The 17,369-nt window shown below is 33.6% G+C and carries 16 protein-coding genes; all 16 read right to left on the bottom strand.

The features are described from left to right. Positions 1–10 precede the first annotated feature (10 nt). The 16 genes from HPY57_09890 to HPY57_09815 all read right to left on the bottom strand — a co-directional run bounded on the left by HPY57_09890 (position 11) and on the right by HPY57_09815 (position 17,367). Positions 11–1,399, bottom strand: a complete 1,389-nt coding sequence (locus tag HPY57_09890) for a hypothetical protein (GenBank protein ID NPV12089.1) — start codon at positions 1,397–1,399, stop codon at positions 11–13. 15 nt (positions 1,400–1,414) lie between these two features. Then, entirely contained in the window at positions 1,415–2,506 is a 1,092-nt protein-coding gene (wecB, locus tag HPY57_09885; protein NPV12088.1) for a UDP-N-acetylglucosamine 2-epimerase (non-hydrolyzing), read from the bottom strand. Then, complete coding sequence (locus tag HPY57_09880; GenBank protein NPV12087.1) at positions 2,503–3,846, bottom strand: nucleotide sugar dehydrogenase; 1,344 nt, start codon at positions 3,844–3,846, stop codon at positions 2,503–2,505. Before HPY57_09880 ends, wecB begins: the two co-directional genes overlap by 4 nt. Beyond that, on the bottom strand, positions 3,847–4,857 hold the full coding sequence (gene rfbB / locus HPY57_09875; protein ID NPV12086.1) for a dTDP-glucose 4,6-dehydratase: 1,011 nt from the start codon (positions 4,855–4,857) through the stop codon (positions 3,847–3,849). Positions 4,858–4,869: 12 nt separating this feature from the next. Beyond that, positions 4,870–5,631, bottom strand: coding sequence for a hypothetical protein (locus HPY57_09870; GenBank protein NPV12085.1), 762 nt, complete (start codon positions 5,629–5,631; stop codon positions 4,870–4,872). Positions 5,632–5,646: 15 nt separating this feature from the next. Further along, positions 5,647–6,294, bottom strand: coding sequence for an HAD family phosphatase (locus HPY57_09865; GenBank protein ID NPV12084.1), 648 nt, complete (start codon positions 6,292–6,294; stop codon positions 5,647–5,649). 176 nt (positions 6,295–6,470) lie between these two features. Next, positions 6,471–7,844: a cell division protein FtsZ gene (gene ftsZ, locus HPY57_09860; protein NPV12083.1), complete on the bottom strand. Its 1,374-nt coding sequence runs from the start codon at positions 7,842–7,844 to the stop codon at positions 6,471–6,473. Between the two features lie 27 nt (positions 7,845–7,871). Then, positions 7,872–9,110 (bottom strand): cell division protein FtsA, encoded by a 1,239-nt coding sequence (gene ftsA, locus HPY57_09855; protein ID NPV12082.1) that lies wholly within the window; start codon positions 9,108–9,110, stop codon positions 7,872–7,874. 1 nt (position 9,111) lies between these two features. Then, positions 9,112–9,858, bottom strand: coding sequence for a hypothetical protein (locus HPY57_09850; GenBank protein NPV12081.1), 747 nt, complete (start codon positions 9,856–9,858; stop codon positions 9,112–9,114). Continuing rightward, positions 9,855–10,769: a UDP-N-acetylmuramate dehydrogenase gene (murB, locus tag HPY57_09845; protein NPV12080.1), complete on the bottom strand. Its 915-nt coding sequence runs from the start codon at positions 10,767–10,769 to the stop codon at positions 9,855–9,857. Before murB ends, HPY57_09850 begins: the two co-directional genes overlap by 4 nt. A gap of 1 nt (position 10,770) precedes the next feature. Next, positions 10,771–12,150 carry a UDP-N-acetylmuramate--L-alanine ligase gene (locus HPY57_09840; GenBank protein NPV12079.1) on the bottom strand — a complete coding sequence of 460 codons (1,380 nt, stop codon included), beginning with the start codon at positions 12,148–12,150 and terminating at the stop codon, positions 10,771–10,773. Continuing rightward, entirely contained in the window at positions 12,143–12,625 is a 483-nt protein-coding gene (locus HPY57_09835) for a hypothetical protein (protein NPV12078.1), read from the bottom strand. The genes HPY57_09840 and HPY57_09835 overlap by 8 nt, the downstream gene beginning before the upstream one ends. Further along, entirely contained in the window at positions 12,622–13,725 is a 1,104-nt protein-coding gene (gene murG, locus HPY57_09830) for an undecaprenyldiphospho-muramoylpentapeptide beta-N-acetylglucosaminyltransferase (GenBank protein ID NPV12077.1), read from the bottom strand. The genes HPY57_09835 and murG overlap by 4 nt, the downstream gene beginning before the upstream one ends. Beyond that, positions 13,722–14,879, bottom strand: a complete 1,158-nt coding sequence (locus HPY57_09825; protein ID NPV12076.1) for a cell division protein FtsW — start codon at positions 14,877–14,879, stop codon at positions 13,722–13,724. The genes murG and HPY57_09825 overlap by 4 nt, the downstream gene beginning before the upstream one ends. After that, positions 14,876–16,258, bottom strand: a complete 1,383-nt coding sequence (murD, locus tag HPY57_09820) for a UDP-N-acetylmuramoyl-L-alanine--D-glutamate ligase (GenBank protein ID NPV12075.1) — start codon at positions 16,256–16,258, stop codon at positions 14,876–14,878. Before murD ends, HPY57_09825 begins: the two co-directional genes overlap by 4 nt. After that, a complete protein-coding gene (locus tag HPY57_09815) occupies positions 16,258–17,367 on the bottom strand; it encodes a phospho-N-acetylmuramoyl-pentapeptide-transferase (GenBank protein ID NPV12074.1) in 1,110 nt (369 codons plus the stop codon). The genes murD and HPY57_09815 overlap by 1 nt, the downstream gene beginning before the upstream one ends. Between the last annotated feature and the right edge of the window lie 2 nt (positions 17,368–17,369).

The raw sequence follows: 17,369 nt of genomic DNA, 5'->3' as shown, positions 1-17,369 counted from the left end.
AAACCTCAAATTATTTTTTCAGAAGTAAAATTAATGTGGTCATAATACCTGTAACAATGCTTCCAACAAAACCAATTCTCTGAACATAGTAATCAAAATCACGAATTGGTTTTTTCGGAACCCAGATGAAATCACCAGGCTCTATTTCAGCCTTTTCCTTATCATTTAATTTTATCCAAGCTCGTGATTTTCCTTTGATTAAATAAATTTCGTCTTTTGCTGTCTGACCCAAACCGCCTGCTTGCTGAATGTAATAATTATAATCTTTTCCAGGAACATATTTTACATAACCAAAATTATTAACCTGTCCAAAAACATAAACCAGTTCTATCTTTGGTGGGACGAAAATGTAATCACCATCTCTAACAATTAAAGTCTCCGGATCAACAATTTCGGATTTTAATTTTGTGAAATCATAAGCAGCAACGCCACGAGAAAATCTTAATTTATTGTCAATGATAAAGTTCAATGAATCCTCTTCTTTAATATTAGCCATTCGTCGCATCATAAGTTCTTCGAACTGTTCTGAAAAGAAAATTGAACGAAAGGCATTTGCACCGCGGATTAATTCAGTTCTTGATAAATCGGCAGTCTCTCTAATTCCACCAACTTGCTTAAAAGCCTCACGAAGAGGCAAACCATTTTTAGGGAGAATAATCGTTCCTGGCTGATTTACTTCCCCAGCAATATATGCAGTATAATCATTTTTTTGTGGAGCGATGCCTAAGATTCTAACTCTGTCACCTCTCTGCAATTTAAATTTCGGATCGAAAGTTAATCTTAGAATCGTATCCAGTTCACCCTCGTATGTTAATCTATAAATTTCCATTTCTTTAATGTTTTCATATGCTGGATCTAATCCATGAGCTAAAACAATTGCATCTTCAACTTTATCACCTTCCATAAATTGAAATTTCCCTGGTTTATTTACAGCCCCTTCAATTCTTATAAAATCTTTGAATTCATCATATGTAGGGAAAATTAATACATCGTCGTTTTTGAGATAAGGATTATGAGTAAAATCACCGGTCAAACGAAATTTTTCTAAATCTAATTTCAAAATCTCGCCATTTGCTCTTTTTAATGTTATATCCCTTCTTGGATATTTTTCGATTTCCCTAATTAAAGCAGCAACTCGATATTCATAATCTGGACTTTGAGGATTAACCGTAGAAATTAATTGAGATCTGCCAACTGCAAACATACGAGTTATAAACTGATCAACTCTTTCATTTGCCGAGGCTGAATAAGTTCCATTAACTACAAAATTTCCACCTATGGTCACACTGATAGGTGCAGAAACAATAGATGATTGCAATTTATCCTGCTGATATGATTGACCATAAAGAATTTGAATCAAACAAATAACAAAAATCAATCTAAGACTAATCGATTTCATAACTCTTCTCTCTTATTAATTCAAAAGTTCAATGATTTTTGCAGTAATTCTTTCAGAGGCTCTTCCATCCCAGAGTGGTGGAATTTGAGAATTCTGTGGTGGATTATTGATAGTCTTAAAACATTCTTCCGCTATTTTATGATATTCAGTTCCAATCAATTTATTCGTTCCAATTTCAGCTGTAATTGGTCTTTCTGTATTTTTTCTTAATGTCAAACATGGAATCTTCAAGAAAGTAGTTTCTTCCTGAATTCCACCAGAATCTGTAAGAACAATCAATGAATTTTTAACAAGCTTTATGAAACTAATATAACCAACAGGTTCAATTAATAAAATATTAGGATGATTGTAATCAACATTGCTTGATTGAAGTGTTTTCTTTGTTCTTGGATGAATTGGGAATACAATCTTATATTTCTCCGCAATCTTTCTAAACTCTTCAAAAATTTTTATAAGATTTGCTGGTTCATCAACATTGCTTGGTCTGTGCAAAGTAACAACGATAAATTCAAATGGCTTAAGATTTAGTTCTTCAAGAATTGTAGAATTTTCAATTTTTGGTAAATAATTAACCAGCGAGTCAATCATTGTATTCCCAACGAAGAAAATTTTATAATCAGAAATTCCTTCATTCTTAAGATTTTCAATTCCACTTTTTTCAGTAACAAATAAATAATCAGCAATTTGATCTGTCAACAGACGATTGATTTCTTCAGGCATCGTTCTATCGAAACTTCTTAACCCTGCTTCGACATGAGCTACTTTAATTCCAAGTTTTACAGCAACAAGACTACATGCAATCGTTGAGTTGACATCACCTACAACAATTACAAGATCGGGTTTTTCCTGCAATAATACTTTTTCAAATTCAATCATAACTTTTGCAGTTTGTTCAGCATGTGAACCCGAACCCACACCGAGATAAAAATCTGGTTGTGGAAGTTCAAGTTCTTCAAAAAAGATTTTGGACATATTTACATCGTAGTGCTGACCAGTATGACAAATCAAATGCTGAACTTTATCTGAATATTTCTGGAAAGCTCGATGAATTGGTGCAACTTTCATATAATTCGGTCTTGCACCAACAACGGAGATTATCTTTTTCAAACTGAATATCCTTTCTTTGATCCGGAACCTAAGAGTACAATTTTTTCTCTGTTTTTCTTTACATCTTTTGTCGCATTTCTTGTATCAATTACTTTTTTTGAATTCTGAACAATAAAGTCATAATCATAAATTGAATGATTTGTTGTAATCACAACCAGATCCATTTCTTTAAGTAATTTTTTAGTAAGATTGACTGATTTTAGTTTTAAACCATTGACTTCAATTTCTGGCACATAAGGATCATTGTAACATAAATTTAATCCGTCAAAATCTTTTAATAATAATTCCATAACTTTAATTGCAGGAGAATGACGGGTATCATCAACATCTTTTTTGAATGCAGCACCCAAAAACAAAATTTTAGAATTCTGAATTGATTTATCCGTCTGACTGATTTCTCTTAAAATCATATGTTTTACATAGAAAGGCATATTTTCGTTTGTCTCGGCTGCAATTCTTATAAAGTGAGTCACAAAGTCATAAGAACGAGCCTGCCATTCAAGGTAATAAGGATCAATCAAAATACAATGTCCGCCAATTCCAGGTCCTGGATAGAAAGGCATAAATCCGAATGGTTTTGTAGAAGCAGCTTCGATAACTTCCCAAACATTTATCCCGCCCATTCGATCACAAAGCAGAGCCATTTCATTTACAAGTGCAATGTTTACACTTCTAAAAATGTTTTCCAAAAGTTTTTCCATTTCAGCAACTTTTGGATTAGAAACTTTTACGACTTTTTCAATGATCTGCGCATTTGCAAGTGCGGCAAGTTCAGTACACTTCTTGGTAACTCCACCAACTACAACTGGTGTGTTCTTGGTTGTCCAGACTTTATTACCAGGATCAATTCTTTCAGGTGAAAATGCGAGATAGAAATCTTTCCCGACTTTCAGTCCTGATTTTTCTAAAATTGGCTGGACGACTCCTTCGGTTGTATTTGGGAAAGTTGTGCTCTTTAAAATGACAAGATGATCTTTTCTAAGTCCTTTGGAAATTTCTTCCGCAGCTTGTTCAATAAATGTAATATCAGGGTCTTTATTTTCCGTAAATGGGGTCGGAACACAAATGTATATTACATCAATTTCTGGGATGAGAATATAATTATCATAAGCAGTCAATAAACCTTTCTTTACAACTTTTTCTAAATCTTTATCACTAACATCCTGAATATAATTTTCTCCTTTATTAATTTTTTCGACTTTCCATTTTGAAAGATCTATACCAATAGTTTTAAAACCTTTTAATGCAAATTCAACAGCGAGTGGAAGTCCAACATAACCAAGACCAACCACTCCAATGACTGCTTTTTTTGATTTTATTTTTTGTTCAAGATTATTCATTTATCTCTCCTCGTACCATTTTTTATAATAATTAAGGTAGTCTCCTGAAATAATTTCTTTCCACCAGGATTGATTTTGGATATACCAGTTTATTGTTTCTTTAATGGCTGTTTCAAAAGTATGAGCTGGCTTCCAGCCAAGTTCTGTTTTTATTTTTGTCGCATCAATTGCATAGCGTCGATCGTGTCCCGGTCTATCTTTTACAAAAGTAATTAATGACTCATCCTTACCAAGTTCTCTTAGAATCAATTTTACAATTTCGATGTTGGGTTTTTCATTTTCTGCACCAATATTATAAACTTCACCTATTCGTCCATTTTCAAAAACTCGAAGGATTGCATCACAGTGGTCTTCCACATAAATCCAATCACGAACATTCATTCCATCACCGTAAACAGGTAATGGTTTGTTGTTTAATGCATTAATTATCATCAATGGAATCAATTTTTCAGGAAATTGAAAAGGACCATAATTATTTGAGCATCTGGTAATTAGAGCGGGAATTCCATAAGTGTGATTGTAAGCCTTCACAAGTAAATCCGCACTCGCTTTCGAAGCTGAATATGGACTATTCGGTGAGAGTGGAGTTTCTTCAGTGAATTTTCCTTCGGGACCTAAAGAACCATAAACTTCATCAGTGGATATTTGAAGAAATTTCTTTAGTTCATACTCTCTGGTTATTTCCAATAGAACGTTTGTACCAGTCACATTTGTCCGAATAAATTCTTGAGATGAGAGAATGCTTCGATCAACATGGGATTCTGCTGCAAAATTTATGATTGCATCTACTTTTTCTTTTTCAACTATAAAAGAGACAAGCTCGTAATTACAAATATCGCCCTTATAAAATTTGTATCTTTGATTGTATTGAATATCTACGAGGTTTTTCAAATTACCTGCATAAGTAAGCTTATCAATATTTACAATTTCATAATCTGAATTTTTTAAGACATACCTTATAAAATTGCTGCCGATAAATCCACAGCCGCCTGTTACAAGTATTTTTTGCAATTTGCTCTCCTGTTATTTAGACATAAATCCAATTAAAATTCCAAAATTAATCAGGTGATTATTTTCTAAGATTTCAGATGGAAAATTTGATAAAGAAAACCTCCTTAAAAATTTCCAATCTTCATTTAACCTGATTAAGTAACTATAATTAATTCTTGCTGCAACAAATCTGCTTAAACTGTATTCCAGCGAAACTCCTGGTGAAATATGATACGCTTTATTTTCAAAATTAATTAGACTCGATGAGTAGTTAGATTGATTAAAGCTTCCAATTAAATTCGAGAAATTCTGAGAACCATCGTAATTAATTAATTCAACATAATCTGTTACGACACCAAACATAAATCCAGGGCTGACATTTAAGTGAGATATCGAGAAAGTATACTCAAAACCAAAATTCCAGAGGTCTTGTTCATATTTTAAGAATCTACCTTGCGAAGGCTGAGTTTCTTTTTCACCTTGAAAAAAATTAAGACTAATTCTTGTGTCAGGTAATATTAAAAAGTAAAAGTAACCTGAAAATCCGCCAAGTTTCAAATTATCAGTTAAACCTTTTTCATTTAATTTTAGAAAATTTCTATTAAGCACTTCAAAGCTGCTCAGTTCAATTCCAGATGAATAACCTAATCCAAAGCCAAAGCGTCCTTTCAAGCTTTGCTGCCCTTTTAAGTCTGTCAAGAAATTAATAAGTAAAAAACTAACTGCAATCAAAAATCTATACATTGTTACAAAGTTAAAGATGAGTAAAAATTTTATCAATTTAATAGTTGTCATCAAATACTGACATAATCATTTTTTCAAAATAGGGAAGAAACCAATTAATTCATTAATTGAATTAATAATAAAATCTGCTTGAGTGAGATATTCCCTTCCAAGAGTTGTTTCTACTGCTATGCAAATCATACCAGCATTTTTTGCAGCTTCGATACCAAGGGGAGCATTTTCAATCACAACACATTCATTTACGGATACACCCAATCTTTTTTGCGCTTCGAGGTAGGGATCAGGATTAGGCTTTGCCTTTCTGAAATTTTCTGCAGTTAAAATTACATCAAATAATTTTCGTTTATCTTCAGGAATTGCTTTCTCCATATTTTTCCGAGCAGAAGCAGTCACCAGCGCTGTTTTTAATCCTCGATTTTTTAATTCTTGAATTGTTTCGAAAACCATCGGGAAATATTTTAATTCAACAATTGAACGATAATATTCTCTCTTTTTATCTATGAAATCATCCCATTCATTTTCAGGTATATAAACTTTTGTTTCTTCTATTAGAATTGGTAAAATTTCTCTTGAATTTCTTCCCTCATGCAGTAGAACGGTATGTTCAGAAACTTTACCACCGCGATCACTAAACATTTTATCCCAGGCGAGATAATGATAATGGAGCGAATCTACAATCACTCCATCCATATCAAATAAAATTGCTCTAATCATAGATTACACTTAAAATTTTTTTATCTCAGAACTTCTAAAATTTTCAATGACAAAAAAAGTTAGTTACAGAATGAATAAGAAAAGATCAATTTTGATATTTAAAGATAAAAAAAACTCCCTACACTTAAGAAAAGTATAGGGAGCGATATGTTTAAGGGAATGTTAAGGGGGGAAACTCAGTCCATTAACTTTCTGAGAAAAGCAGAAGTATCACTTTCATCATCATCTTTTCTTTTTTGTTTTTTGATTTCTTTCAAAAACTCATCATCGGTTTCATTTTTATCCTTTTTGTCTTGCTCTTGATCTTTTTCAGTTTTCTTAATGTTATCATCAGGATTATTAGGTTTTAATCTTTTAAAAGTTGGAATTTCATATTGACTATCGTTCTCTGGTTTATAAGTAGTATCTGGTAAGAAATCTAGATCAATTTCAGTTGTAATATCTGAACCATCAGGACCAACGAGTTGACCGCCGGAAACGATATCATTTCCATCGATAAGTGTTAAGTTAGGTGTTTCATCAACTGGTTTTTGCAATTTTGGAATTTTATTATAACCAGCTGCAATAATGGTTACCATTACTTCATCGCCCATATCCTGGTCATGTACAACTCCAACTTTAATGAAACAATTCGGATTAAGCATTTCTTGCAATCTTTTCATTGCTTCATCAACTTCGAAAAAGGTCATAGAGTCAGAGCCAGTAAAGTTAACCAAGACACTGTGAGAATGTCTTAAGTCAATTTCTTCGAGCAATGGAGAACTAATTGCCTTATTCAAAGCTTCAATAACTTTGTTTTCACCACTTGCTCTGCCAATTCCCATAATTGCATCACCGCTGTCGCGCAAAACAGTTTTCACATCGGCAAAATCAACATTAATTCTTCCACTTCTGAGAATTAAGTCACTAATGCCTTTGACAGCATTGTACAAAACTTCGTTTGGCTTATCGTAACCTGCAAAAACTGAAACATTTTTATCAATTGCATGCTTAATGTTGTCGTTAGGAATAACAATTAAGCTGTCACAGTACTCACGAAGCTCCGCAATCCCTTTCTCAGCGATTTTACCTCTTTGAGTTCCTTCAAGTGCAGATGGCTTGGTTACAACAGCAACAACCAATGCACCGGTTGATCTTGCAATACTTCCCACAACTGGAGATGCACCTGTTCCAGTACCTCCACCCTCACCAGTTGTAATAAATACCATTTCAGCACCTTCAAGTGCTTTTAAAATTTTCTCGCGATCTTCTTCAGCGGCTTTTTTCCCAAGCTCGACTTTTCCTCCAGTGCCCAAGCCTTTTGTGATTGAAGCACCAATTTGAAGCTTGTTTGGTGCAAGACAGGTATTCAAGCTTTGCACATCTGTATTGATAGCAATAAATTCCACGCCATTAAGACCGCGTGTAATCATACTGCTAATTGCGTTGCAACCTCCGCCTCCTACTCCAACCACTTTTATTTTTGCAACTGGTTGTTCTTCGGGTTCTTCATCAATGAAGATTGCATAAGTTCTTCGTGGGGGTATGTGGTCAAGACGATTTAGAGACATAAATCCTCCATTATTTTGTTTGGTTGATTAAAATTCTTTAAAGAAATCAAAAATTTTTTGTAAAACATTTTTTAGTGATATTCTCTGTGATGAATACTCAATTTTTTCTGCGTTAAAATCAGGAATTGAAGGAATACCATTGAGCAATAAACCGACGGCAGTTGAAAATTTTGGATCTTCAACTTTTCTCGACATTCCACCGCCAAGATCAAGCGGGATCCCAATTCTTGTTTGCTTGCCAAAAATTTCTTCCGCAAGTTCTGTACACCCTCTCAACTGTGAACCGCCTCCTGTCAAAACAAATCCCGCTTTTATTTTATCTTTTAGATTTGCATTCTTCAGTTCGTTGTCAATCATTATAAATAGCTCTTTCATTCTTAATTGAATAATCTCAGTTAAAATGCTCAAAGAGATTGTAACCTGTCGAACAGGACTAACTCTAACTGGAATCTCACTATCTTGAACTAATGCTTTATTTGTTGCGTAACCGTATTCGATTTTTATTCTTTCGCTTTGCTCAGTGATTAGATTGAAAGCTTCTCTTATATCGTTAGTTACATGACTGCCCGCAATTCCAATTACTCGAGTATGTTTTATTGTCCCATTAACATAAACAGCTAAGTCAGTTGTGCCTCCTCCGATATCAATTAATGCAACGCCGAGTTCTTTTTCTTCTGGATGAAGAACAGCATTAGCCGATGCAAGAGGTTGAAGAATCATTTTATTAATTTTTAGACCCGCTCTCTCGACAGCCATTTTTAAATTTTCTGTAGAAGTCTTTTGGGCTAAAACTATGTGATGCGTAGCTTCCAGTTTTTTACCCATTACTCCAACAGGATTATCAACAACATTCTCACCATCTACTATGTATTGTTCTGGAATTATGTGAAGAATAAAATAGTCTGATGGGATTCTGCTTACTTTTACATCTTCAATTAATTTTTCTACATCTGCTTTTGTAATTAATGAATCAGGGTTATTGATAAGAACAAAGTTTCGATATCTCATTGAATTGATGTATATACCAGCTACACCGACATTGACAGCATTAATCTTTAAATTTGCCTGCTCTTCAGCTAAAGTAACTGCCTTCTTAATTGATTCAGAAATTGTAAGAATGTTTGCAACTGTTCCTTTTGTCATCCCTTCGGATTTTGCAGTTCCAATACCAAGAATATTTAGACGATTATCTTTATCTTTCTCTGCGATAATCGCACAGGTTTTTGTTGTACCGATATCAAGACTTGCAATAATGTTTCTTTTCATATCAACTCGTTCTGGAATTATTCGAATGTTTAACAACTATTTGATCTTTAAATCTTAAATCGATGTAATCGTAATTAACATCTGGTGCATTTAATATGATCTGTCTCCAGAATTCAGAAAGATAAAGTGCAATAGATTTATCAACTTCATTTCCAGCAATTATTTTTCCTTTAGGTTTCGTTAAATACAAACTCAATTTCTTTTCGTTATCAATATTCATTTCCGAAATTATCTCAAACAATGCTTTATCAGTTTTATAAATGTTACTAAATGATTTGAATCCGACTAAGAAATTTTCATTTTTAGAATTCACGTCGTTAGCATTTAGTTTATTTGAAACAGTTAAGACTGGTAAATCAAGAATTTTCAGACGAGGATCTTCAGGTAAAATTTTGTTTTCTCTGGTCACCACAAAATTTCCAAGATTTGTAACAGCTATAAAAAACGGTTCAACTTCTTTAATCTTAACTAAATATGTAATTGTATCAATAAACATTCCTTCAACATCCTTGACATAGGGATATTTTTCAATTCGATCCAGAATCATCTCTGCAGTTAGTTCTTTCAATGTTTCCTTATCTTTAATTTTAATAAAATCAAGTAAGACCTCTACTGGAACAATTTTATTATTAACGATTACCAGATTTTCAACTCGATATTTTGGTTCATATTTTTTTGCAAGAATTATCAGGAATATGATTAGCGCAACATATAATATCGAGAATATGTAAAGTCCAAACTTCTTCATTGAACTTTTACCCTGTCTTTATCAAAACCAATCATTTTAATTTCTGGCTCAAGCATTATTCCAAATTTTTGAAAGACTGTCTGCTGAATTATTTTCATTAATTCTAATACATCATTTGCAGAAGCGTTATTAAAATTGACAATAAAGTTTGCATGCTTTTCCGAAACTTTTGCACCGCCAATCGTCAATCCCTTTAATCCTGCTTGTTCAATTAATCTTGCTGCATAATCTCCCGACGGATTTTTAAAGATGCTTCCTGCATTCGGCAGCTCAACAGGTTGACTTTGATTTCTTTTAAGCAATAATTCCTTTCTTCTTTCTTTAGCTTTTGTTTTATCTCCAAAAGGTAATTCGAATTCGGCTGATAGAATGATTTTTCCTTCCAGATTGGATTTCCGATAAGAGAAACCGCATTCTTCTTTTTTGAGAAATTTAATTTCAGTTCCATCCAGAATTTCAACTACTTTAATATAGTCTGAAATTTCTCCGCCGTAAGCACCCGCATTCATTAATATTGCGCCGCCAAGAGTTCCAGGAATTCCTGCTAAGTTTTCAATTCCAACCAAAGAATGTTCAATACAAACATCAACCAATTTTGATAAACGAATACCCGCTTCTGCAAAGACTTTGTTTTTCATTACTTCAATTTTTGTAAATCCAAATTCTAAATTGATTGCAGCACCACGAATTCCGTCATCGCTTATTAAAATGTTGCTTCCATTTCCAATGATGATATATGGATAATTAATTTCTTTTAAATACTTGATGAGCTTCAACAAGTCGTCACGATCTTTCGGTTCGAGATAATAATCAGCAGGACCACCGATTCTAAAAGTAGTAAACCTGCTCAGCGGCTCACTGATTGAAATATTACCTTTGAAAAATTCTTTTACTTTCTCGACCGAAAACATATTATGAGTTACTCTTCAGTTTATTGATAAATTCTTCTCCAAATTTCCATATATCACCTGCGCCCATTGTTACAACAACATCGCCAGGTTCAACAATTTGCAATAAGCGATCAGGAATTTCTTTTTTATCAGGAATATAAATCACATTCTTATGACCAAACTTTTCTGCTGCATCGGTTATGAGTTTTCCACTAATTCCCTGAATTGGAATTTCCCGTGCAGGATAAACATCTGTACAAATGAAAACATCCGAATCAAGAAAAGCCTTAGCAAAGTCTTGATAAAAATCTCGAGTTCTTGTGTAAAGATGCGGTTGAAAAACAGCAACTACTCTTCTATCCCATCCAGTTCGAATCGCTGAAAGTGTTGCAGCAACTTCTGTTGGATGATGGGCATAGTCATCAATTACTAAAATGTTATTTATATCTGCTTTTATTTCAAATCGACGATAAACACCAGTAAACTTTTTCAATGCCAATTTTATTGTTTCAAAATCAACTCCAAGTTCCTTTGCAATTGTTACTGCAACAAGAGAATTTTTTACATTGTGAATTCCTGGAACATTTAATTCAATTTCACCGAGTGTCTCCCCTTTATATCTTACTTTGAATTTCGAATAAGTCTCAAAAAACGAAATATCATAAGCACGTATATCCGCCTGGGCACTCAACCCATAAGTAATGACTTTTCTATTTATCTGAGGAAGAATTTCTCTTAAACCTTCCTCATCGAGACAGAGAACAACAAAACCATAGAATGGGACTTTGTTTGCGAATTCAACAAATGCAGCTTTGATATCGTCAAGATCTTTGTAAATATCCAGATGTTCTTTTTCAAGAGTTGTGATTGCAGCAATTACTGGAGTTAATTGCAAAAAGCTTCGATCGAATTCATCAGCTTCAACAACAATAAATTCACCCTTGCCAAGTCGTGCATTAGTTCCACCAAGTCCACTTAATTTTCCGCCAACTATGACAGTTGGATCAAATCCTGCTTCGAGCATCACGAGTCCAACCATAGATGTCGTTGTTGTTTTTCCGTGAGTACCAGCGATACCAATTCCATATTTCAATCTCATTAATTCAGCAAGCATTTCAGATCTTTTAATAACCGGAATTTTTCTTTTTAATGCTTCTTGAATTTCAACATTATCCATCGTTACGGCAGATGAATAGACAACAACGTCAGCATCTTTCAAATTTTCTGCTCGATGTCCTTCATAAATTTCAGCACCGAGTGAAACAAGTCGATCTGTAATTTCACTTAAACTTCTGTCTGAACCGGAGACTTTAAAATTCATCGCAAGTAAAACTTCTGCGATACCGCTCATCCCAATTCCGCCAATTCCAATCATATGAACTTTTCTAAAATTTCTAAGCATTTGCAACCTCTTTAGATTTTTGAATTGAGTCACGAATTTTTAATAACTCACTTAATAATTCTTCGTCGTTTTCGTAATCGAACGGACGAATTACAAATGATTTTTTAATTCCATTTTTCATCTTAATTCTTACTGATCTCAATAATCCTGAAAGATGAAAGCGATGCTCTCTTTTAATTTTTATTGATTCTATTTTCTCAAACGGAATTTCAATTCTCTTGAACTTTGTCGAAATGATTAGTTTATCCTCTTGGAGTATTATCTCTTTCTTTTTTATCAGATAATAAATCATTGTTAACAGAACATAAAGCAGAATTATAACAAAGAGATAAAATATTGAGTCGTGAGTAATCTTTTCCCAGCTAAAATCAGTAAACTGAAGCCTGAGTAAAATGTAAATCACAAGAGTAAAGAAATACACAGCAAGCGATTGATAATATAAAGTCATATTGTATTTAAAAACTTTTCTGTTCATTTCTCATTCAGATATTTTAAAATTCTTTCAGCTATTACTTTTGATGCATCAATTTTAAAGAGACCTTTAGCGTTATTAGAAAGCTCCTGCAAACGAGTCTCATTTTCCATTAAAAACAAAATTTTCTTTAACAAACTTTCAGACGACTCATTGTCGAGGTGAAGTTCAGCTGCGTTGCTTTCAACCAGTTCTAGAGCATTGTAGTATTGATGGTTCTCAGTCACATTTGGCGAAGGAATCAAAATCGCTGGAATTCCCTGAGCAATAATTTCGGAAATAGTTGATGCACCCGAACGCGAAATCAAGAGATCACAAATTGAATAAGCATAATCCATTCGATCAATAAATGGAGTAATAACAACCCGTTCATTTTTTTCAAGATTTTTATAAATGTCAAAATCCTTTTTTCCCGTCTGCCATATTAATTGATAATTTCTGGAAAGTTCAGGATAGATTTCTTTTATTTTTTCATTAATACTTCTTGCACCAAGACTTCCGCCAATAACGACAATAGTCTTTAAATTTTCAGACAAGTTGAAATATTCAGCTGCTTTCTTTCTATCGCGTTCGAATAATTTTTTTCTGACTGGAGTACCGGTGACAACTAATTTCGAAGTATCTTTAAAATATTTTTTGCTTTGCTCAAATGATAAATAAATTTCATTTGCAATTGGAGCCAGGAACTTTGTCGCAACGCCGGGAAAACTATTAGACTCAACTAAAAATATCTTTGCACCAAAAACTTTTGATGCAAGTAAAGGCGGAACAGAAATATAACTCCCAGTTCCTAATGCGACTTTTGGTTTAAATTTCAGCACACTGACCAATGCTTCGAAAAATGCAATGATTAAACTGAATATGAAACCAATTAATCTAAAACCCACTTTTCTTGGCAAACCAATAATCGAAGTGCCTGAAAATTTAAATCCAAGCTTTGGTATTATTTCTTTTTCCATTCTTTTCTTTGTTCCGACAAACAAAATGTCTGCGTCCAGGATCAATGATTTTATTTCTTCAGCAATTGCAATGGCCGGAAAAAGATGACCGCCGGTTCCACCAGCCGCAATCAAGATTTTATATTTTGAAATTTTGTTTTTCATCTTATTTCAGGTCGATAAGTAAATGGTTCAAAATTCGTTTTCGGTTCATTTCTCAATGTCGATGCAAAGTTTAATACAATTCCCATCGCTATAGCGAAAATTACCAGCGAAGAACCACCAAAACTCATAAAAGGTAAAGGCAATCCAGTTGTCGGCAAAACACCGACTACGACAAGAGTATTTGCAAAAACATATACAAGAAGAGAAATCATAATTCCAGCTGTAACCATCTTTGTGTAATTATCCTGTAATCTTTTGATCATTAAGATTCCAATAAAGAAGATCAACATATAAACGGTAAGCAAAATCATAGAACCGATAAAGCCGAATTCTTCTGCAAAAATTGAGAAGATAAAATCAGTATGCGCCTCAGGAATGAATAGTTCTCTATAGCGGCTGTTTCCCATTCCAACTCCAAAAAGTCCACCAGAACCAATTGCATAAATTGAATAACGTACTTGTGGATCAGGATCAGTTAATGATGAATTAAAAATTCTTTCTATATAAGTCATAATTCTTTGATATCTATATTCAGCCGAAAAGACATATACGGTTAAGAATGGAAGAGCACCCAAAATTGTGAATAAAATATGTTTCAAGTTTGCTCCACCTATAAACATCAGACTAAGTCCAACGAAGATTATGACCATTCCCTGTGAAAAATTTGGTTGAAGAAAAATTAAAAATGCAATTGCACCAATCCAGCAGATCATTGGTAAAAATCCAGTTTTGAAATCTCTAATTCTCTCACCTTTTTTCTCGATAAGATTAGCAAAGTGAAGTATCAACGTAAGTAATGCAAGAAAAGATGGCTGCAATTCAAATAATTTTAAATTAAGTGCGCGAATTGCTCCTTTTTTCTCAGTTCCCCAAAATATTACAGCCACCAAGAGAATAACTGAAATTATCATAAAATAAAAAGTATAATCTTTCCATTTTTTGTATGGGACTTTTGCAACCACCATCATTGTAATTAGAGCAAAAACAATTCTTGAAGCATGTCTTAGAGCCAGATCATGGGCATCATTTTTTGCAGAAAGAATTTCAGAATAACGTGCACTGGCAGAATACACTACACCCATACTTAATATCATCAAAAATAAAACAAGAGCATAAAGCACTTTTTGCAAATCCTCTGATTTAATCAGCTTCATAATTTATTTACCAGATCTTTAAATGTTCTTCCTCTGTGTTCAAAATCATTAAATTGATCAAAGCTTTTACATGCGGGTGAGAACAAAACTATATCACCTGGACTTGCGACTCTATTTACTTCCGTCACGACTTCTTCAAGTGTTGTGCAAACGTTAACTGGTTTTAATCCCTCAAAATAATTTTTGATTTTTTCACTTGATTCGCCAAATGCGAATATTAATTTTACTCTCTCTTTAACTAATTCTCTTATCTCGTCGTAATTATTACCCTTTTCCCGTCCGCCAAGTATTAAAATTATGTTTGCGTCAAAACTCTTTAATGCATAGTAAGTTGATTGAACATTTGTTGCTTTTGAATCATTAATGTAAGTAACTCCGTTTATAACCCTTACAACTTCAAGTCTGTGTTCAACGCCTCGAAATGTTTTCAAGGCTTCAGCGATTTTTTTCAAATCACAACCAACGAATTTTGCGGCTAATATCGCAGCCATAGCATTGTAGTAATTGTGAATCCCCTTTATCAGCATTTCGTTAACATCAATTACAAAAATTATTCTTTCTGCAGCTGCTTCTGGCAAATCAATATTGTCTTTTTCTCTAACAAAAATTTTCCCATCTGAAAGAAAAGCAGTTGCAAAACTTACATCAATAGCGGAGAAAGACTGAGTTAAAAATTTTCCTCTATGTAAATTTCTGGTAATGTTTTCATCGTCCTTGTTATAAATAAACAGATCATCTTCACCAAGATTCTTTGTTATTCTGAACTTAGACGAAATATATTTTGAAAAATCATTCTCATAACGATCAAGATGGTCGGGAGTAATGTTCAATATCATTGCAACATTGGGATGAAAACTATCAATTAAATCAAGCTGATAACTGCTTATTTCGAGAACCGAAATTGTTTCATCATCACTTTGTTCAACAATGTTCGAAAAAGCCTCACCGATATTTCCACCAATCAAAGCTTTAAAACCAGAATTTTTTAATATGTGATAAATCAATGCAGTGGTTGTTGTTTTTCCATTTGTTCCTGTTACACCGATAATCTTTCCTTTTGCAAACCAGCTTGCGAATTCAAGTTCTGAATAAATTGGAATCCCTTTTGACTTTGCGCTTAATAAAATTTCTGAATCAACAGGTACACCCGGACTTGTTATAATAAAATCACAATTAAAAACTCTTTCAGAATGACCATTAAATTCAAATTCAACACTAAGAGATTTTAATTGATTCAAAATTTCATCAGTAATTTTTGGTGAACCGCTGTCACTCAAAAAAACCTTTGCACCTTTTCGAGAAGCAAGAAGCGACGCAGCAATTCCACTCCTTGCAGCACCAATCACAGATATTCTTTTATTTATTAAATTTTTTTCCATCATCTAATCTTGAATGTTGTTAGACTTACAATTGCTAAGATTATTGCGATGATGTAGAAGCGAACAACAATTTTAGGCTCAGGCCAGCCAAGCAATTCAAAATGATGATGAAGAGGAGCCATCTTAAAAACTCTCCTGCCTTCACCGTATTTTCTTTTCGTGTATTTGAAATAACTTCTTTGAATAATTACTGACAGAGTTTCAGCAAAGAAAATTCCACCAAGTATTGGAAGGAGCAATTCCTTTTTGACAAGAACTGCAAGAGTTCCAAGAGCACCGCCCAATGCGAGCGAACCAGTATCTCCCATAAAAACTTGAGCGGGATAAGAATTGAACCACAAGAATCCTAAAGTCGCACCAGCAGCAGCTGCACAAAATATTGTAAGTTCACCTGAGCCAGCGAGGTAAATTATGTTCAAATAATCACTGTAAACAACATTACCTGTAACATAACTGAAAATTGCAAGAGTTAACATTGAGATAGCCACAGTTCCTGCAGCGAGCCCATCAAGACCATCGGTTAAATTCACCGCATTTGCTGTGCCCATAATTATGAATATCACAACTGGAATGTAAAATTCTGCAAAGTCTAAATTTAAATTCTTGAAAAATGGAAGTGTGGTTTCGGTTCTAACTTGCTCAAACTCAGGTGCAAAATAAACTGCCAGACCAACAGCTAATCCAATTATGAATTGCAAAATCAATTTATATCTTTCAATCAAACCTTTACGATACTTCTTAACTACTTTGAGATAATCATCAAGCAAACCGACACCAAATAACCATAGTGTTGCTCCTAAAATTATCCAGATATAAACGCTTAAAATATCAGCCCATAAAACTACAGGGATGACAATTGCTAAAACTATGATAATCCCACCCATAGTTGGAGTGCCTTCTTTGCTCCAATGAGTTTTTGGAGCATCAACCTTTTTAGCTTCTCCAATTTGATTTTTCTTTAACCAATTAATGATTTTGGGTCCAAAATAAAATGCAATAATCAGTGATGTAACTGCGGCTGCGGCAGATCTTGTCGTGATATATTTGAAAGCTCCAAGTCCTGGTATGTCATAAGTCTTTTTTAAGAATTCAAATAGATAATAAAGCATAA

The organism is Ignavibacteria bacterium (assembly GCA_013177855.1).
Taxonomy (GTDB): Bacteria; Bacteroidota; Ignavibacteria; order Ch128b; family Ch128b; genus Ch128b.
The sequence above is the reverse complement of the archived record's forward strand: the minus strand, read 5'-3'. Positions and strand labels throughout refer to the sequence as shown.